The organism is Clostridium sp. J1101437_171009_A5 (assembly GCF_015547905.1).
GTDB classification, from domain to species: Bacteria; Bacillota; Clostridia; order Oscillospirales; family Oscillospiraceae; genus Pseudoflavonifractor_A; species Pseudoflavonifractor_A gallinarum.
This window is the reverse complement of record NZ_JADMVY010000010.1, coordinates 61,476-78,964: the sequence shown is the minus strand read 5'-3', so window position 1 is coordinate 78,964 and position 17,489 is coordinate 61,476. Positions and strand designations below refer to the sequence as shown.

At 60.0% G+C, this 17,489-nt stretch carries 18 protein-coding genes and 1 pseudogene; 7 read left to right on the top strand and 12 right to left on the bottom strand.

The genetic code is table 11. The features are described from left to right. Positions 1 to 750 carry a tRNA lysidine(34) synthetase gene (locus tag I2C21_RS13245; RefSeq protein ID WP_193538265.1) on the bottom strand — a complete coding sequence of 250 codons (750 nt, stop codon included), beginning with the start codon at positions 748 to 750 and terminating at the stop codon, positions 1 to 3. A gap of 270 nt (positions 751 to 1,020) precedes the next feature. Here I2C21_RS13245 and rplM point away from each other — a divergent pair, with 270 nt between their 5' ends. The 3 genes from rplM (at position 1,021) to I2C21_RS13230 (ending at position 3,458) form a co-directional block, all read left to right on the top strand. Further along, positions 1,021 to 1,452 carry a 50S ribosomal protein L13 gene (gene rplM / locus I2C21_RS13240; protein ID WP_101691502.1) on the top strand — a complete coding sequence of 144 codons (432 nt, stop codon included), beginning with the start codon at positions 1,021 to 1,023 and terminating at the stop codon, positions 1,450 to 1,452. 17 nt (positions 1,453 to 1,469) lie between these two features. Further along, a complete protein-coding gene (rpsI, locus tag I2C21_RS13235; RefSeq protein WP_101691503.1) occupies positions 1,470 to 1,874 on the top strand; it encodes a 30S ribosomal protein S9 in 405 nt (134 codons plus the stop codon). Between the two features lie 228 nt (positions 1,875 to 2,102). Further along, on the top strand, positions 2,103 to 3,458 hold the full coding sequence (locus tag I2C21_RS13230) for a diguanylate cyclase domain-containing protein (RefSeq protein ID WP_195279472.1): 1,356 nt from the start codon (positions 2,103 to 2,105) through the stop codon (positions 3,456 to 3,458). A gap of 67 nt (positions 3,459 to 3,525) precedes the next feature. Here I2C21_RS13230 and I2C21_RS13225 read toward each other — a convergent pair whose 3' ends face one another. Further along, a complete protein-coding gene (locus tag I2C21_RS13225) occupies positions 3,526 to 4,515 on the bottom strand; it encodes a biotin--[acetyl-CoA-carboxylase] ligase (RefSeq protein WP_195279471.1) in 990 nt (329 codons plus the stop codon). Positions 4,516 to 4,650: 135 nt separating this feature from the next. Here I2C21_RS13225 and yabP point away from each other — a divergent pair, with 135 nt between their 5' ends. From yabP to I2C21_RS13210, 4 genes and pseudogenes are all read left to right on the top strand, one after another. After that, positions 4,651 to 4,938, top strand: coding sequence for a sporulation protein YabP (yabP, locus tag I2C21_RS13220; protein ID WP_101691506.1), 288 nt, complete (start codon positions 4,651 to 4,653; stop codon positions 4,936 to 4,938). A gap of 3 nt (positions 4,939 to 4,941) precedes the next feature. Continuing rightward, a pseudogene (yabQ, locus tag I2C21_RS17825) lies at positions 4,942 to 5,199 on the top strand (spore cortex biosynthesis protein YabQ); the annotation flags it as partial. A 235-nt stretch (positions 5,200 to 5,434) separates the two neighbouring features. Then, positions 5,435 to 5,710, top strand: a complete 276-nt coding sequence (locus tag I2C21_RS13215) for a septum formation initiator family protein (protein WP_180956719.1) — start codon at positions 5,435 to 5,437, stop codon at positions 5,708 to 5,710. A 38-nt stretch (positions 5,711 to 5,748) separates the two neighbouring features. Then, a complete protein-coding gene (locus tag I2C21_RS13210) occupies positions 5,749 to 6,210 on the top strand; it encodes a S1 RNA-binding domain-containing protein (RefSeq protein WP_502709460.1) in 462 nt (153 codons plus the stop codon). A gap of 58 nt (positions 6,211 to 6,268) precedes the next feature. Here I2C21_RS13210 and I2C21_RS13205 read toward each other — a convergent pair whose 3' ends face one another. From I2C21_RS13205 to rny, 10 genes are all read right to left on the bottom strand, one after another. Continuing rightward, positions 6,269 to 6,508: an RNA-binding S4 domain-containing protein gene (locus I2C21_RS13205; protein WP_101691509.1), complete on the bottom strand. Its 240-nt coding sequence runs from the start codon at positions 6,506 to 6,508 to the stop codon at positions 6,269 to 6,271. Between the two features lie 70 nt (positions 6,509 to 6,578). Beyond that, the gene (hbs, locus tag I2C21_RS13200; RefSeq protein ID WP_328821073.1) at positions 6,579 to 6,893 is read right to left on the bottom strand and encodes a non-specific DNA-binding protein Hbs; all 315 of its coding nucleotides are present in this window, start codon (positions 6,891 to 6,893) and stop codon (positions 6,579 to 6,581) included. 72 nt (positions 6,894 to 6,965) lie between these two features. Next, positions 6,966 to 7,754 carry a nucleoside triphosphate pyrophosphohydrolase gene (gene mazG, locus I2C21_RS13195; RefSeq protein ID WP_186963935.1) on the bottom strand — a complete coding sequence of 263 codons (789 nt, stop codon included), beginning with the start codon at positions 7,752 to 7,754 and terminating at the stop codon, positions 6,966 to 6,968. Between the two features lie 37 nt (positions 7,755 to 7,791). After that, positions 7,792 to 9,552: a putative polysaccharide biosynthesis protein gene (locus I2C21_RS13190; protein WP_101691512.1), complete on the bottom strand. Its 1,761-nt coding sequence runs from the start codon at positions 9,550 to 9,552 to the stop codon at positions 7,792 to 7,794. 12 nt (positions 9,553 to 9,564) lie between these two features. Then, a complete protein-coding gene (locus I2C21_RS13185; RefSeq protein ID WP_195279470.1) occupies positions 9,565 to 10,866 on the bottom strand; it encodes an amidohydrolase family protein in 1,302 nt (433 codons plus the stop codon). Positions 10,867 to 10,877: 11 nt separating this feature from the next. Beyond that, on the bottom strand, positions 10,878 to 11,702 hold the full coding sequence (locus I2C21_RS13180) for a purine-nucleoside phosphorylase (RefSeq protein WP_101691514.1): 825 nt from the start codon (positions 11,700 to 11,702) through the stop codon (positions 10,878 to 10,880). Positions 11,703 to 11,792: 90 nt separating this feature from the next. Then, positions 11,793 to 12,185: a hypothetical protein gene (locus I2C21_RS13175; RefSeq protein WP_101691515.1), complete on the bottom strand. Its 393-nt coding sequence runs from the start codon at positions 12,183 to 12,185 to the stop codon at positions 11,793 to 11,795. 125 nt (positions 12,186 to 12,310) lie between these two features. Then, on the bottom strand, positions 12,311 to 14,968 hold the full coding sequence (locus I2C21_RS13170; protein ID WP_195279469.1) for a response regulator: 2,658 nt from the start codon (positions 14,966 to 14,968) through the stop codon (positions 12,311 to 12,313). 146 nt (positions 14,969 to 15,114) lie between these two features. Beyond that, complete coding sequence (gene lepB / locus I2C21_RS13165; protein ID WP_101691517.1) at positions 15,115 to 15,693, bottom strand: signal peptidase I; 579 nt, start codon at positions 15,691 to 15,693, stop codon at positions 15,115 to 15,117. An 86-nt stretch (positions 15,694 to 15,779) separates the two neighbouring features. After that, positions 15,780 to 17,324: a ribonuclease Y gene (gene rny, locus I2C21_RS13160; protein WP_101691518.1), complete on the bottom strand. Its 1,545-nt coding sequence runs from the start codon at positions 17,322 to 17,324 to the stop codon at positions 15,780 to 15,782. Positions 17,325 to 17,489: the final 165 nt, after the last annotated feature.

Sequence of the window (17,489 nt, the reverse complement as noted above, 5' to 3'; positions counted from 1 at the left end):
TCAGTCCTCGTCCTCCTCCAGCGGCGGCATTCTCCGGTGCTCCACCGGGCCCCACTCGGGCAGGGGCAGCCGCTGCATGGCCCCGAATACCCGGCTCTTCAGATTGGGATAGCGCTCCCCCAGCTCCTTCACCAGATCCTTGACCTCCTGCCGCTTGGTGAATCCGTTGGCGGGACAGGGATTGTGCACCACCGGGAGCCCCTCCCGCTGGGCCACATGGCGGATATGCCCCTCCCCGCAGTAGAGCAGGGGGCGGATCTGGGAGATCCCCGTCCGGTCCAGCCAGGTCACCGGCTGAAAGCAGGACAGCCGCCCCTCATAGAACAGAGAGAGGAAGAAGGTCTCCACCGCATCGTCGAAGTGGTGTCCCAGCGCGATCTTATGGATGTCCCGCTCCAGCAGGGCGGTGTGAAGGGCCCCCCGGCGCATCTTGGCGCACATGGAGCAGGGATTTTTTTCTTTCCGCACATCAAAGATGACATGGGCGATCTCCGTCGGAATGCAGGTATAGGGCACATCGATCCGCTTGCAGTATTCCGCCACCGGCGCAAAGTCCATGCCGGTCCCCATGTCCAGCGTAATGGCCTCCACGGTAAAGGGCTTGGGGTAGAATTCCCGCAGCCGGGCCAGGGCGGCCAGGAGCACCAGGGAGTCCTTTCCCCCCGACACACCCACCGCGACCTTGTCCCCCGGCTGTATCATGTCATAATCCTCCACACAGCGGCGGACATAGGATAGGATTTTGTTCATAATGTCCCTCCCGGATGAAAATGCAGAACTTTTCGCGCGCATTAAAAGAAAAATCGAAAGTAAGCAATCAAGAGATTTCGAGAGCTTTCAAGAGAAAAAAAGAGCTTTTTACTTTTTAAATAAAAACTGCCCAAAAACGCCTTGACACCGGCCAAACACTGTAATATAATGCAATACGCTCCGTTCGTAGGTTCTATTCTACACGCGGGGCATGTGTTCTGTAAAGCCAAATTTCATCATAGAACTTGAAAGCAAATTGGAGGTTTCACCATGTCCACTTTTATGGCCAACAAGGGAAACATCGTCCGCAAGTGGTATATCCTCGACGCGGCCGGTAAGCCCCTGGGTAAGACCGCTGCCGCCGCTGCCACCCTGCTGCGCGGCAAGCACAAGCCCGAGTACACCCCCCACGCCGACTGCGGTGATTTCGTGGTCATCATCAACGCCGAGAAGGCCATCCTGACCGGCAAGAAGCTGGAGCAGAAGTACTATCGCACTCACTCCGGTTATCCCGGCGGCCTCAAGGAGACCAAGTACCGCCTGCTGATGCAGGACAAGCCTGAGCTGGCCATGAAGCTGGCCATCCGCGGCATGATGCCCCGCAACATCGTGACCAAGGACAGCCTGACCCGCCTGCACATCTACCGCGGCGCGGAGCACCAGCAGACCGCTCAGAAGCCCGAGCCCTGGGCTTTCAACTAAGCAGGAGGTAAACGAGAATGTATAAGAGCAAGAAGCCTTACCTGTACGGCACCGGCCGCCGTAAGTCCTCCGTGGCCCGTGTGCACCTGTTCCCCAACGGCACCGGCTCCATCACCATCAACGGCCGTGACATCGACGAGTACTTCGGCCTGGAGACCCTGAAGCTCCTGGTCCGTCAGCCTCTGGCTACCACCGACACCCTGGGCAAGGTGGACATCGTTGCTACCGTCACCGGCGGCGGCGTGACCGGCCAGGCCGGCGCCATCCGTCACGGCGTCTCCCGCGCTCTGCTGGAGATGAACCCCGAGTTCCGCGCCGCTCTGAAGAGCGCCGGTTTCCTCACCCGCGATCCTCGCATGAAGGAGCGCAAGAAGTACGGCCTGAAGGCTGCCCGCCGCGCTCCCCAGTTCAGCAAGCGCTGATTTTTCCCTTTGGATTTTCAAAAATGCCGCCCATTCTGGGCGGCATTTTTTGCATTTCCTGGATTGGGGTACCGCAAGATCGTATGGAGGCAGTAACCGTGCAGGCAGTTTGCTTTCCCGTTTCCCGACCTTCCATATAAACTTGCTTTTCCTATCTGTATTTAGTATAATTGTAAATAAACTCTTGCGTTTCGCGCATCTACCATTCATTATTAGGAGAGCCATATCATGCTGGGAACCAACTTATCGACCTCCTCCCCCGTATATCAGTCTCTCTGCGCGTTTTTTGACGCCTATCTTGTCCGCCGCGATCTGGATGCCGCCCTTGCCCAGGTCACAGAGGATATTTACAGTCTTGGAACCGGTGTTCACGAGGAAGCCCATGGCCGGGCCGAATTTGCCGCCCTGCTCCAGGAGGAATTGCACTCGGAACCAAACCCCAATCATTATCAGATCCATTCCTATTGGGAAAAAGAAGTTGCCCCGGGGATTTACAGCTGCCTCTGTCAAATCGAGGTTTCCGCCGAGGTCCCCGGTGAGGGCCGCGCCTACTTTTCCACCCGCCTTACGGCCGGCTTTCGGGCCGAGGAGGGCAAATACCGGGCCTTCAGCCTGCACATGTCCTGCGCCAATCCCATTCAGCAGGAGCGGGAATTTTTCCCGCTCCATTACGCCGCTCAGGAACTGAAAAAAATGAATGCCGACTCCCAGAGCAAACTCGCCGAGCTCTTCAATGAAATCGTACCGGGCGGCATCATGGGCGGCTATCTGGAGCCGGATTTTCCCCTCTACATCATCAACGACCACGCCCTGGATATGTTGGGCTATACTTATTCGGAATTCTGCGCCGACACAGAGGAAAAGATCGCCAACACGATCCATCCCGATGACCTCCCCGGCGTGATCCGGGCCATCGCGGATAGTTTTGCCGCCAGTGACAAGTACGATGTGGAATACCGCCTGCGCAAAAAAGACGGCTCCTATCTTTGGGTCCACGACGTGGGGCGAAAGATCGTCACAGAGGAAGGGCGCCCCGCGATCATCAGCGTCCTGGTGGATATTTCGGAACGGGTGGCCTATCAAACCCTTCTGAAGGACAATTCCATCCGGGATTTCCTGACCGGGATCTATAACCGCCGGGGTGCAGAGGAATGCATGTCCGCCCTCCTGGCGGCAGAGCGGGCGTCCTATGGTTTCCTGCTGCTGGATCTGGACGATTTCAAGCAGATCAATGACCGCTTTGGCCATGCGACCGGAGACCGGGTACTCCAGATGGCTGCGGCACAGCTGCGGGCCCATTTCCCGGATGGCATCTGTGCCCGTCTGGGCGGGGATGAATTTGTGGTCCTGGTCCCCAACCTCTCCGAGCTTGAAGTCTTTCAGCTTCGCACCCAGTCTCTCTGTGAGGCCTATCGGAAGAGTCTGTCCACCCTCTGTGCAGGCCATCAGGCCGGCATGAGTATTGGAGGACTCTTCTTCCACCAGTCTCGTTCCTTTTCTTCCCTGTATGTCCAGGCGGATCAGCTGCTCTATCAGGTCAAACACCACCGGAAGGATGGGATCTGCATCCACTCCCTCCCCTGAGCTCCTGCCCCGCGATATGCGATACAAAAGCCGGCAGGCCGGAATAATTCCGGCCTGCCGGCTCTTCTCATACATAACCAAGCATGCCCCGCACAGAGACTTCGCCCGCGTTGACGACCTCCCGCCGTCCGTCGCTCCGGCGGACCACCAGCTGGAAATCCTCGTCGATCTCTTCCGCCACACCGGTCCAGCTCTCGCTGCCCCGGAGGATCCGCACCTCTTTCCCCAAGGTCACACAGTCCCTCCGGTACTGCTCCAAATAACGCTCCCTGCTCCGGGGAAACTCCGCCCGCAGGGTGTCCAGCGACCGGAGCAGCGCCGCTGCCAGCTCCGCCCGGCGGGGTGGATGTTCCAGGATCTCTCCCAGCGACACGGCCAGAGGCGCCACCTCCGGCCCGAAGTCCTCGGCGGTCTGGGAGACATTGATCCCCACGCCGATGACCACATACTGGGGCTGGACGCCCTCGCCCTCCATCCCCAGCTCCGTGAGGATGCCGCACAGCTTCCGCCCATTCCAGACGATGTCATTGGTCCATTTGATGCCCGGACGGAAGCCGCAGACCTCCTCCACCGCATCGCAGACCGCCACGCCGGTCCAGGCCGTGAGCCAGAGCAGCTCCCGCAGGGCACTCTCCGGCCGCAGGAGGACCGAGAGGTATAACCCCTTCCCCGCCGGGGAGACAAATCCACGGCCCCGCCGTCCGCGGCCCGCCGTCTGCTGATCTGCCAGCACGGTCAGGCCTTCCGCGGCGCCCTCCAGCGCCCGGCGCTTGATCTCACTGTTGGTGGAGTCCACCGTATCCAAGCATATTAGTTCCCGGCCCAGAACGCATCCCGCCAGACTTCCGGCCAGCTCTCCCGCAGAGATCCGGTCGGGAGAGGCCTCCAGCCGATAGCCCCGATTGGGCGCGGACGAGATGAGATAGCCCTCGTCCCGGAGGGCGCTCACAGCCTTCCAGACGGCCGCCCGGCTCACACCAAGCCGCTGGCTCATCTCCTCCCCGGACTGGGGCCCCTCCCCCTCTTTCAGCAGTTTCAGCACATCTTCCCGGAGCATATCGGTTCCTCCTTCTCGTTTCCATTGCTCCCATTGTACCTGCTGGCAGGGACTTACGTCAACTCCCTCCCGGGCATATCCTCTCCTGTCGTTCCATATACATAGTAGCAAGATTTGGGAAAGGCGGGATGTACCATGGCATATGACGAAGCACGCCCCGGTGCGGATGTGCTCCACCACATCATTCTCGAAGGGCGGGAGCAGCTTACCGTCTCCGGCGTGGAAGAGGTGGAGAGCTTTGACGAAAACAGCATTGTAATGGATACCATCAAGGGTGTTCTGATCGTGCGGGGGGAAAACCTCCACATTGAAAAGCTCAGTCTGGACGGGGGCGATCTGAAAGTAGAGGGCAGCATTGACTCCCTGACCTACGAAGAACGCCGGAATGCACAGGGCGGTCTCTTTGCCCGCCTGTTCCGCTGAGCCATGGGTGTCTCCATTTCCGGCCAGCTCACCGCCCTCCTCTCGGCCCTGGGCCTGGGCCTGGGGACCGGGATGGTGTATGACTGCTTCCGCATCCTCCGATGCCGGTGCCGGTGGCGCTGGCTGGGCGGTCTGCTGGATTTTCTCTTTTGGCTTCTGGTGACCCTTGGCCTCTTCCTCCACGCTCTGGATACCGGCGGCGGGGTCCTCCGCTTCTACATGGTGGCCGCCGTACTGGGCGGCGCCATCGGCTACTTCCTGCTGCTCAGTCCTCTGTTTCTCTTTCTGGGTTACCGGATGGCTGATTTTGCCGGCATTCTCTTTCGTCTGGCGGTCTCTCCTCTGATCCTTCTGCGGCGGATCCGTAAAAAAATAGTACAGAACACAAAAAAGAACTTCCATTATCGCCGGAAATGGTATAGAATAAAGCTACTAATCGGTGAAATGGATGATGCCGTGCCCCGCGGGGCCGCGCAGCGAAAGGGGGGCGGAGCCCATGAAGACAAAACCGGCGGGATTTCTGACCAAACTGGTCGTGTTTGCCCTGTTGGTGGTCACCGCAAGCGCACTGCTCAATCTGCGCACCCAGATTCTCAGCGCCCAGGCGGAGCGGGACGCACTGCAGGCGGAGCGGGATGCTCAGCTTCAGATCAACGCCGATCTGCAGGACGCCGTAGACAACAGCGACGATCCCGACCGTCAGGCTGACATGGCCCGCACCAAGCTTGGGCTGGCTGCTCCCGGCGATCAGGTCATCCTGTTCACCGACTGACGCGGGCCTTGTGTCCCCGTTTTAACTTAAAGGAGGATATTTCAGTCAGTATGGAGTTCGGTGTTGGTTCGATTCTGGAAGGTAAAGTAACAGGTATCACAAAGTTCGGTGCGTTCGTGTCCCTGCCGGAGAACAAGTCCGGTCTGGTCCACATCTCGGAAATCGCTTATTCCTATGTCAGTGATGTCAAGGACCATCTGAAGGAGGGACAGGAGGTCAAGGTCAAGGTCATCGGGATCGACGAGAACGGCCGGATCAATCTCTCCATCAAGAAGGCTATGGATCCTCCTCCCCGTCCCGCCGGTGGTCCCCGTCCCGGCGGACGGCCCAATGGTGCCCCTCGGGCGGCCGGCGGAGGCGCCGGATTCCGCCGTGCGGCTCCCCAGGAGCCCACTTCTTTTGAGGATCGCCTCAAGCAGTTCATGCAGGCTTCGGACAGCAAGCTCTCTGAGCTGCGCTACATGGACAAGCGTGGTTCCCGCCGCGGTGGCCGAAAGTAAAAAAATATATCCCGCTCCGGCTCTACCGGAGCGGGATATTTTGTTTCAGGTGCGCTTCTTACAGCTCCCGGTACATGGCGGGGGCATCGGCCTTACCCACGTGCTCGGCCACGGTGAGGACCTGCACCTTTACGGTGCGCTCTCCAAACCGCAGCTCCAGCACATCCCCCTCCTTCACGTCGTAAGACGCCTTGACGGGGCGGCCATTGGCTGTGACACGCTGGTTGTCACAGGCCTCATTGGCCACGGTACGGCGCTTGATGAGACGGGAGACCTTCAGCCATTTGTCCAGACGCATCCGCATACCTCCTCTTCCAGCTGCACAGCGGCCCCGGGCAGATGCCCGGGGCCGCGATCCGTTTCAATGCTTACTTGGAAACAGCGTCCTTGAGGGCCTTGCCGGGCTTGAACATGGGCAGCTTGGAGGCAGGGATCTCAATGGGCTCCTTGGTCTTGGGGTTGCGGCCGGTACGGGCGGCGCGGTTCTTCACCTCGAAGGAACCAAAGCCCACCAGCTGGATCTTGTCGCCCTCGGTCAGGGCGGCGGTGATGACGTCGATGGCAGCGTTCAGAGCGCTCTCCGTATCCTTCTTGGACAGGCCGGACTTCTCGGCAGCGGCGGCGATGAGTTCAGTTTTATTCATGGTTTTTTCCTCCTGTGCATTGTTGCGGGCGGGTTTCACCCTGTATCCTAAAAGCGGCTTCCAGGTGCGCGAATCGCGCCGTTCCCTCTCTGGGCCGGAAGTCTCCCGCTTTTATGCGTGTTTCGCGCGCTCCCAGAGCGCGTCCAGCTCCGCCAGGGACATCTCCTCCATGGGGCGTCCCTCGGCCTTGGCCTGAGCCTCCACCTTGCGGAACCGGTCGATGAATTTATCGGTTGCCTTTGTGAGCGCCTGCTCCGTGTCCACCTTCACAAAACGGGAGACATTGACTGCGGAAAAGAGCAGGTCCCCCAGCTCCTCCTCGATGTTGGAGCCCTCGGCCACGGCGGTCTTGAGCTCCTCGATCTCCTCGGAGAGCTTGTCCAGCGCACCGGAGACATCCGGCCAGTCAAATCCGGCCTTCTTCGCCTTCTTCTGGACCTTCTCGGCCCGCCACAGGGCGGGCAGGCTCCGGGCCACGGCAGAGAGGGCGTCCGTGTTGGTCTTCTGGCCCTTCTCCTTGCGCTTGAGATCCTCCCAGTTGGAGAGGACCTCCCCGGTGCCCGATACCTTCACATCCCCAAAGACATGGGGATGGCGGTAGATGAGCTTCTGACAGATCCCATCCGCCACACCGTCCAGGTCGAAGCGTCCCTGCTCCTCCTCCATACGGGCGTGGAGAACGATCTGGAGCAGGACATCTCCCAGCTCTTCCCGCAGGTGCTCGGCGCTGCCCTCGTCGATGGCCTCCACCGCCTCATAGGCTTCCTCCAGGAAGTTGCGGCGGATGGACTCGTGGGTCTGCTCGGCATCCCAGGGGCATCCTCCGGGTGCCCGGAGGATGCGCACGATCTCTTCTAAATCTTTTACCGTATAGTGCTGCTTGTATTCAAAATCTACCATATTTTCATTCCTCCTGCAACAGCTCCCACACTTCATTTTAATGAATGTGCAGAATCTTTGCAAGTTTCTCTCCCTTGGGCATGAGTTCCAAATCTTCCCTGGAAATCACACGCAGGGCCAGTACCAGCACCAGATAGAGCACCACGCCCACGCCGATGGCCACGGCCACCGCCACGGCATTGTCCAGGAAGCCGAGCTGATCGCCGCCCAGGATGCGCTCCATCATTCCGTAGACTGCCCATACGCCGCCGCCCATAATGGCCGCCGCGATGACCGGCTTCACAAAGACTTTTGTATAGCTGGGTGCGCTGGGGACCCGCGCCTTGATGATGAGCAGGTTGAGCACTGCCGCAATGGCAAAGCAGCACAGGGTGCCCACCGGCGCGCCGTAGATCATGATGTTGGGGTTGCCCACCAGCGTATAGTTGACCAGGATCTTCACCACGCCGCCGATCACCACCGTGACGATGGGCAGGTTCACAATGCCGTTGGCCTGCAGGATGGAGGTGGCAATGAGCTGCACGCACACGAAGATGGACGCCAGTCCCAGGATGGACAGCAGAGGACCAGCAATGGTGTAGTCCGTGCTGCCGCCGGTGAGCAGGCGGATGATGGGCTCACCCAGGACAAAGAGTCCGGCGCCGGCCGGAAGGGCCAGGAGCGCGGCAAAGCGCAGAGCCGACTCGGAGACCTTCCGGGCCTCCAGGTCATTGCGGCGGGCACGGGCCGCCGACACGGCGGGGATGATGCTGGCGGTGAGGGGCACCATCAGATTGAAGGGCAGGTTGTAGATGCTCATACACTTCTGATAGGCGCCGTACAGTCCGCGGGCAGAGTCCAGCACCGGGACTACGCTGGGATCGGTCAGGGCAGCCTGCATGTTCTGCTGGAGGATCAGGACCGCCTTGTTGCCGATGTCAAAGAGTCCGCGCACGCCCTCGGTGACCGTGGGCCCCGCGTCCTGGATGCTCTGGAACACATTCTGAAGCTGTCCGTTGACCAGGTTGGTGTCAATGAGCGTCACAATGGCGCTGGTGGAAGAGCTGATGGTGATGGGGATGGCCAGCTTCAGAAGCCGCCCCAGGATCACCTTGGAGCTGTCCGCCCGGTCGGTAAAGGGGCCGGGGCGCAGCCGATTGGTGCGCCGGTGGTTGAAGAACAGATAAAAGACCGACAGGATGCTGCCCACCGACACGCCCGCAATGGCGCCCACCGCCATCATCCGGTCGCCCAGATCGGCGGGCTGGATGGCCAGCGAGCCGATGAAGAGGGCCAGCCCCATGCCGATGATCAGCTTGGAGAGGTTCTCGGTGACCTGGGAGATGGCCGTCGGCATCATATTCATATGCCCCTGGGCATAGCCCCGGAAGGCCGAGCAGCAGCAGGTACAGAGCACCGCCGGCGAGAGGGCCACCACACACCACACGGCCTTCTCGTTCTGAAGGGCATAGGTGGCCACGGGCAGCGCAAAGACCGACATACAGATAAAGCTGAACAGGCCCATGGTCAGGAAGGCAAAGAAGGCCACCTTGAAGACCTTCTGCACCTGATTATACCGGCCCAGAGCATTGGCCTCCGACACGGTCTTGGAGAGGGCCACGGGCAGTCCTGCGGTAGAGATCGTCAGGAAAAAGGAATAGATGTTGTAGGCCGCGCCAAAATCGCCGTAGGCCTCATCGGACAGGATGATGCCCAGCGGGATCTTATAAATGGCACCGATGACCTTGATGATGATGGTACTCACCATCAGCACGGCCACACCGCCGAAAAAGGTATTTTTTTTCTGCTGACTGGACAACGGTTCTCCCCCTTACTTTTGGAACAGCAGGGGCAGGGCGTAGTCCTGGACCTCCCGCTTGACCCGCTCAATGTCGATGGTGAGGAACTCACCATTCTGGTATATGACCTGACCGCGAGCCATATTCATGATGACGTCGCATCCACGGGCGGCGTAGACCAGATTGGAGATCACGTCGTGACAGGGCGTGAGGTTGAGCGCGTCAAAGTTGATCAGGATAAGGTCGGCGTCATAGCCCGCCTCGATGCGCCCCGTCTTGCGGCCCAGAGCGGCGGCGCCGTTGGCGGTGGCCATGCGCAGGGCCTGTGCGGGCAGAACGGCCAGCGGGTCGCAGTTGGCGCCGTTCTGGAGAATGGCCGCCAGCTTCATCTCCGCAAAGAGATCGGTGCAGTTGTTGGAGGAGACGCCGTCGGTCCCCAGTGCCACGTTGACCCCCGCCTTCTGCATGGCGGACACCGGCGCGATGCCGGAGCCCAGCTTCAGGTTGGACATGGGATTGTGAATGGCCGAGATCCCCTTCTCGGCCATGATGGCCCAATCCTCAGGGGTGGTCCAGACACAGTGGGCCGCGATGGCCCGGGTATCCCACACGCCGTACTGGTTCAGGGTCTGGATGGGCGTAAGGCCGTTATGGCGCCCCTTGCAGGCCTCATGCTCCGTGCGGGTCTCAGAGATATGCACGTGCATGCCCAGGTCCTTTTCCCGGGCATAGGCCGCCATCCACTCCCACAGGTCGGCCCGGGAGGTGTACTCCCCGTGGATGGAGGCGTCGATCCGGATCTGGCCGTCGTTGTAGCCGTGCCACTCCTCGGTCAGGGCACGCTGCACCTGGCACTCATGGTCGGTCTCCGGGTCAAAGGTATCGGAGAAAAGCACCCCGCCGCAGCACAGATTGGCGCTGATGCCGGACTGGGCCACCCGCTGGGCGATAACCCCGGTGCGCATATACATATCGGCAATGCATGTCACGCCGGAGGCGATCATCTCGGCCAGTCCCAGATCGGTGCAGCATGCTACCGCCCGGTCATCCCATCTGGCCTCGGTGGGGAAAATATACTTCTCCAGCCAGTCCTGAAGGTTGTTGCCGTCGCCGTAGCCACGCATGGCCATCATGGGCACATGGGTGTGGGCGTTGACGAAGCCGGGCATCAGGACGTTGTTGCCACCGTCGATCTCCCGGTCAAAGGGACCGTCGGGGCGCTGGGTGCCCACAGAGCAGATCTTGCCGTCCTCTACCGCCACAAAGGCGCCGGAGAGAACGGTGTCTGCCGCATCCATGAGCACGGCACGGACATTGGAAATCAGGGTCTTCATACCGCGCCCCCTTACATCTGCTTCAGGCACTCCAGCACCAGGCGGGAGAACTTATCCTTGCAGGCCTCGGCCGCCTCGAGCACCTCCTGCTCACTCAGGGGCTGGTCCAGAATACCGGCCGCCATGTTGGACAGCAGGGTAAAGCCCAGCACCTGCATGCCGCAGTGGCCGGCCGTAATGACCTCGGGCGCGGTGGACATGCCCACCGCGTCGGCCCCGGCGATGCGGGCAAACCGAACCTCGGCAGGGGTCTCATACTGCGGGCCGGGGAAGTACATATACACGCCCTCCTTCAGCTCGATGCCCAGGTTCTTGGCCGCATTGCGGGCCACCTGGCGCAGGGCGGGGGTATAGAGCTTGGAGGCGTCGGGGAAGCGGACGCCGAACTCGGGCAGGTTCTCGCCGCGCAGAGGAGACTCCATAAAGATCTTGATCTGGTCGGTGATGAGCATCAGGTCACCCGCCTTCCAGTCCATGTTCACGCAGCCGGCGGCATTGGTAACCACCAAGGTGTCGCAGCCCAGCAGACGCAGCACCCGCACGGCATAGGACACCTCCTCGTAGGAGTAGCCCTCATAGTGGTGCATCCGTCCCTGCATGACCGCCACCCGGCGTCCCTCCAGGGTACCGAAGACCAGCTGGCCCTTGTGGCCGGGCGCGGTGGACGCCTTGAAGTGGGGGATATCCCGGTAGGAGACCACGATGGGATTTTCCACCACATCGCCCATAAAGCCCAGACCGGAACCCAGCACCATGGCGACCTGGGGCTTAAAATCTCCGATCTTTCCGCGGATGTAGTCGGCGCTCTCCTGGTACTGTGCAAAGGTATAGTTCATCGTTCAAGTCCTCCTAATGGATGGGGGAACAGGACGCCGGACGGAACTTCCGTCCGGCGTCCTCCCCTCTTGATTGTGTTGGTTGGTCTCTTATAGAACCGCTCCACAGTGTTTGCAGTATCGATCCTGTAAACCGCAGTGCTTTTCGCAGGCCGGGCACACCTTGACATCCCGCAGCGCGGCAGCCTGCTCCCGCAGATGCTCGATCTGGGCGTAGCGTTTTTCCAGCTCTTCCATGCGCTCCTCCAGAAAATCGCTGTGGTCTTCCCCGGTCTGGAGAGACTCATAGACCTTTTCTCCGATGTCACGCAGCAGGCCCTTACACTCCCGCTCCAACTCCAGCGCCTTCATATTCAGTTTGGCCGCGCCGAGGGCTTCCCCGGTCTTTTTCCCGGCATAGCACGCCGCCGCCTGGGCTGCTGTTCCCATCGTGGCCGCCGCCGCTTTCGTTCGGTCCAGGAATTCTTGCATACGCTCGTCCATGCGGAAGTCTCCTTTCACGCGGCAATCGCAGCGCTTTCAAGTCTGATTTCTCCTCATTTTACACCATGACGTGGGAAAAAGCAATTGAAAAGGCACACAGTTTTCATTCTTCCCGGAAGGGGCGTTCACATTCCGCCGCCCAGCGCAGCAGAGAGAGTGCGGTACACCTCAGCCAGGTCGATGGGCTTGGAGATGTGCCCGTTCATCCCGGCCTCCCGGCTCTTTTCCACATCCTCAGAGAAAGCATTCGCCGTCATAGCCAGAATGGGGATGCGCTTTCCGTCGGGCCGCTCCATGGCGCGGATGGCCCGGGTGGCCGCATATCCGTCCATCCGGGGCATCTGCACATCCATCAGGATCAGATCATAGTGTCCCGGACGGGAGGCCGCAAACTGCTCTACCGCCTCCTGGCCGTCGCAGGCCGTCTCCAGCCGGGCGCCGGATGGTCCCAGCAGCTCCACGGCGATCTCCCGGTTCAAATCGTTATCTTCTACGATCAAAATGCACTTGTCCCGGAAATCATAGTCGGCCGGGCCCTCTTCCCGGGCCGGAAAGGCCCCCCGCTCCGACCACAGCCGGTCCAGCAGGTCCACCAGAGCCGACTCAAATACCGGCTTGTTCAGCACATCCCGGGCACCCACGTTCTTTGCTTTCTCCCGCACCTCATCCTCATCAAAGGCCGTGATGAGTACGACCGCCGTTTCCGGGGCCTCTCCGTGCAGTCTGCGAGCGGTCTCCACGCCGTCCAGGAAGGGCATTTTCCAATCCACCAGTACCAGACCGTAGGGATCGCTCTCATCCCGGGCGCGCTCCACCCGGGCCAGGGCCTCATAGCCGTTGTCCACCCAGTCGCACCGGGCGCCCAGCTTGCGCAGGAGCAGGGCGATGTGCTCACAGCTCTCCAGATCGTCATCTGCCACCAGAGCCCGCAGCTGTCGGTACTCCTCCCGCGGCGGTGTGCCAGCACTCTCCACACGCTGGAAGGGAATGTGGACAAAGAAGGTGCTCCCCTTCCCCAGGGTACTGCTCAACCCGATCCGGCCCCCCATCATCTCCACAAAGCGTTTGCAGATGGCAAGGCCCAGGCCGGTCCCGCCATACTGGTGGGCCACTCCGGCGCTCTCCTGTTCAAAGGTCTCAAAGATCTTTCCAAAGTTCTCTTCCGCGATGCCGCACCCGGTGTCCTGCACTTCAAAGCGGATCTGCTGGGTCTGGACATTGCTCTCCAGCAGCTCCACACGCAGAGCAACCTTTCCGCCACGCGGCGTGAATTTCAGCGCGTTTGAGAGGAGATTCATCAGGATCTGGTTCACCCGGAGCGAATCGCCGATGAGCTGCTCGTCCATATCCCCCACCAGCTGCATTCCAAAGGTGATCTCCCGCTGGGCCGCCTGTCCATAGGCCAGATCCGCCACGCCTTCCAGCAGCCGCCGGAGATCAAAGGGCTCCCGCTTGAGTTCCAGCTTTCCGCTCTCGATCTTGGACATGTCCAGCACATCATTGATGAGCACCAATAGGTGCTTGGAGGACATGCTGATCTTCCGCAGGCACTCCACCACCTTTTCCCGGTCATCGGATTTTTGCAGCGCGATGAGGGTCATGCCGATGATGCCGTTCATAGGCGTGCGGATCTCATGGGACATGCGGGAGAGGAACTCACTCTTGGCCCGGCTGGCCTGCTCCGCCCGGGCGGTGGCCTCTTCCAGCTCCCGCTGGGTACGCAGCAGCTGGGTCTCGTCGGTAAAGACCGTGATATACTGGGGCTCATCCTCTTTTTCTCCACCGGATACCCGGTAGACCTGAATCAACAGATCCCGCTCCTCACCGGTATGAGGATGGCGGTAACACACGGTGCTCTTCCAGCAGCTCTCCCCGCCGTCTTTCAGCGCGGCCGCAATGCTCTCCCGCTCCTTCTCGGTAATATAGGGTCTGAGGACATAGGGGTCTTTCATCAGTTGTTCCACGGGTACGCCCAGAATGCGCTCCGCATTGGGGGAAATATAGTCCTCCCGGCCGCTTCTGGGAGAGCTGATGAAGAAGACGGTATCCACGGTTCTGCCCAGCAGATCAAAGAGCCGGTTCTGCCGCAGGATTTCTCTGGTCTGACGGCGGATCCGCGTGCGGTAAAAATTCAATACCGCTACCACTGCGGCCGTAATAAGGATGACAAAGATCGTACCCTCGGTACGGATGTCTCCCGCCGCGCTATAATAGTAATCAAAACGGTCTCTGGCATAGTCCATGATGCCCAAGAGGATCTCCTCCATCTCGGCCTGGCTGGATGTAATCTCCTGCTGTGTGAAAGCAACGATCTCGGATTCGCTGCGCTCCTCTGCGGCGGCATATTGGAAGAGCTGTTCGTTGGCTGTTTTCAGCCGCTCCAGCTGCTCGCGCAGGGCGGCGACCTCCGAATGTTCTCCCAGATAGCGCTCTTCCACTATCTGAAGATGCTCCTCCACCTCCAAATAGATCGTTTCGATCTGTTCACGGACCTCGGCCACCATGTCGGGATCGTTGTTATATTGCAGGCGTTCCGTATAGAACTGTATCCGCTCCAGGTCATTTTGCAGGATGGAGGCGGAGTCCAGCACCCGGAAGGGATGCTCGGAGATCTGCTCCAACTGCTCCATCAGACGATAGGTGTTCAGAATGGTCATAAATACGAACGCGACGAGAAGAAGCACCAGCACCAGACCCGAAACCAGGGTCACCCGGCCTTCCCATGGCATGATCTTCTTCTCTTTCCCCTTCCACTCCACCTTGCATTCCCGCCTTTCCGCCATGCCCAATTGCGTGGAACAAATATGTTTTTATTATAGCGGATGGCACGAAAACTGGCAACATCGTCCCGGATTGGAAAAGAAAGCGTCCCCGGAGCCGATGGCTCCGGGGACGCTCTGCCGCTTTTATGGATGAATGATTCTGTGGCTCAGCGAATCAGTCCCAGATCTCCAAAGGGGAAGAGGACCAGCTCCGCCTTTCCCAGGATATAGCGGGTATCCACCGTACCCAGATCGGGATTTCGGCTGTCATTGGAGACATTGCGGTTATCTCCCATCACAAAGACCTCTCCCTCCGGCACCGTAATGGTGGAGATGGTCTGCCAGGATTTCTGCTCCATGGGCTCCAGAATATAGTCCTGGGGGATCTCCTCGCCATCCACATAGATCGTATTGGCCGCATAGTCGATCTCCACCGTCTGTCCGCCCACGGCAATGACACGCTTGACAATGGGCCCGGTGATATTCTCAAAGGGCTTGGTGAGGACCACCACATCCCCCTGCTTGGGGGTATACCCCAGACTACGCACGACCATCATATCCCCATGCCACAGGGTCGGTTCCATGGACGGTCCGTCCACGGGGGTCAGCCGTCCCACAAAGGTGAAGACCAGCACGATCCCGATGATGACAGGCGCCACTGCCTGAAGCCAGCTGTACAGACTCTGCCCCAGGGTCGCCTGCTCCTCCGGCTCATTCTCCTTCTTGACTGCCTGTGTGTCTGCCATAGTATTTTCTCCTTCTGCGCGGGGAGGCCCCGGCGTTTACCGCCGGGGCCTCCGCCTGGTGTCCCGCAGCGACTGTCCGCCGCGGCTTATTTGGCATACTCGACGACTTTGGTCTCCCGGATCATGTTAACCTTAATCTGTCCGGGATATTCCAGCTCGTCCTCGATCTTCTTGGCAATGTCCCGGGCCAGGAGGACCATCTGATCCTCAGACACCTGATCCGGCTTGACCATGATGCGCACCTCACGTCCGGCCTGGATGGCAAAGGACTTCTCCACCCCGGGGAAGGAAGAGGTGACCTCCTCCAGCTTCTCCAGACGCTTGATGTAGTTTTCCAGGTTCTCTCTCCGGGCGCCAGGACGGGCCGCGGAGATGGCGTCGGCCGCCTGCACCAGGCAGGCCACGATGGTCCGGGGCTCCACATCGTTGTGGTGCGCCTCAATGGCGTGGACCACGTTTTCATTCTCCCGGTACTTCCGGGCCAGCTCCACGCCGATCTGGACATGGGAGCCCTCCACCTCGTGGTCGATGGACTTGCCCAGATCATGCAGCAGGCCGGCGCGCTTGGCTTCCGCCACATTGGCGCCGATCTCGGCAGCCAGCAGACCCGAGAGATGCGCCACTTCGATGGAGTGGTTGAGCACGTTCTGGCCGTAGCTGGTGCGGTACTTCATGCGGCCCAGGAGCTTGATGAGCTCGGGGTGCAGGCCGTGCACATTGGTCTCGAACACGGCGCGCTCGCCCTCGGCCTTGATGGTGGCGTCCACCTCGCGCTTGGCCTTCTCCACCATCTCCTCGATGCGGGCGGGATGGATCCGGCCGTCCTGGATCAGCTTCTCCAGGGCGATGCGGGCGATCTCCCGGCGGACCGGGTCAAAGCAGGAGACCGTGATGGCCTCGGGGGTATCGTCGATGATCAGGTCCACACCGGTCAGGGTCTCCAGCGTGCGGATGTTGCGGCCCTCACGGCCGATGATGCGGCCCTTCATCTCATCATTGGGCAGGGGAACCACAGAGACGGTGGCCTCGGCCACATGGTCAGCCGCACAGCGCTGAATCGCCAGCGAGAGGATCTCCTTGGCCTTGGTGTCGGCCTCTTCCTTATAGCGGGTCTCGATCTCCTTGACCTTCATGGCGGCCTCGTGGGTCACATCATCCTCGATCTGATGGATGAGGTAAGCCTTGGCCTCCTCCGCGGTAAAGCCGGAGATCCGCTCCAGAACTTCCATCTGGGTCTTTTTGACCACAGCCACCTCTTCCCGAGCATTCTCCAGCTCGGTCAGCTTGTTCTGAAGGTTTTCTTCCTTCTTCTCCATATTTTCGGTCTTGCGGTCCAGGTTCTCTTCCTTCTGCTGGAGCCGGCGCTCCTGCTTCTGCAGGTCGGCACGGCGCTCCTTTACTTCGCGCTCGTACTCGTTGCGGGCCTGCAGGATCTCCTCCTTGGCTTCCACCAGGGCCTCGCGCTTTTTCGCTTCCGCGCCTTTGATGGCCTCGTTGATAATGCGCTTGGCTTCCTCTTCCGCGCTGGAGATCTCCTTCTCGGCCACGTTTTTCCGCCACTGAATGCCGGCGGGGATTCCTATGGCAAGTGCGACCACGGCTGTGATCACACAGGCAATGATTGTCTGCATCAAGGTTTGAACACACCTCCATATAGTTTATTTGTAATTTTTGTTGTTATGATGTCTGTGGAATCGGTTTCCTTTGGCCAATCCACACAAAATTCGAAAAACTTCCCCTCTTGTTTTTCAAAATATTACACCGAATCTATTTTAGAACCAAGCGCTTCCCCTGTC

Excerpts from the sequence above, each read along its gene's own strand:
- I2C21_RS13245 (WP_193538265.1), bottom strand. The coding sequence starts at position 750 with ATGAACAAAATCCTATCCTATGTCCGCCGCTGTGTGGAGGATTATGAC.
- rplM (WP_101691502.1), top strand. The coding sequence starts at position 1,021 with ATGTCCACTTTTATGGCCAACAAGGGAAACATCGTCCGCAAGTGGTAT.
- rpsI (WP_101691503.1), top strand. The coding sequence starts at position 1,470 with ATGTATAAGAGCAAGAAGCCTTACCTGTACGGCACCGGCCGCCGTAAG.
- I2C21_RS13230 (WP_195279472.1), top strand. The coding sequence starts at position 2,103 with ATGCTGGGAACCAACTTATCGACCTCCTCCCCCGTATATCAGTCTCTC.
- I2C21_RS13225 (WP_195279471.1), bottom strand. The coding sequence starts at position 4,515 with ATGCTCCGGGAAGATGTGCTGAAACTGCTGAAAGAGGGGGAGGGGCCC.
- yabP (WP_101691506.1), top strand. The coding sequence starts at position 4,651 with ATGGCATATGACGAAGCACGCCCCGGTGCGGATGTGCTCCACCACATC.
- I2C21_RS13215 (WP_180956719.1), top strand. The coding sequence starts at position 5,435 with ATGAAGACAAAACCGGCGGGATTTCTGACCAAACTGGTCGTGTTTGCC.
- I2C21_RS13205 (WP_101691509.1), bottom strand. The coding sequence starts at position 6,508 with ATGCGTCTGGACAAATGGCTGAAGGTCTCCCGTCTCATCAAGCGCCGT.
- mazG (WP_186963935.1), bottom strand. The coding sequence starts at position 7,754 with ATGGTAGATTTTGAATACAAGCAGCACTATACGGTAAAAGATTTAGAA.
- I2C21_RS13185 (WP_195279470.1), bottom strand. The coding sequence starts at position 10,866 with ATGAAGACCCTGATTTCCAATGTCCGTGCCGTGCTCATGGATGCGGCA.
- I2C21_RS13180 (WP_101691514.1), bottom strand. The coding sequence starts at position 11,702 with ATGAACTATACCTTTGCACAGTACCAGGAGAGCGCCGACTACATCCGC.
- I2C21_RS13175 (WP_101691515.1), bottom strand. The coding sequence starts at position 12,185 with ATGGACGAGCGTATGCAAGAATTCCTGGACCGAACGAAAGCGGCGGCG.
- I2C21_RS13170 (WP_195279469.1), bottom strand. The coding sequence starts at position 14,968 with ATGGCGGAAAGGCGGGAATGCAAGGTGGAGTGGAAGGGGAAAGAGAAG.
- lepB (WP_101691517.1), bottom strand. The coding sequence starts at position 15,693 with ATGGCAGACACACAGGCAGTCAAGAAGGAGAATGAGCCGGAGGAGCAG.
- rny (WP_101691518.1), bottom strand. The coding sequence starts at position 17,324 with ATGCAGACAATCATTGCCTGTGTGATCACAGCCGTGGTCGCACTTGCC.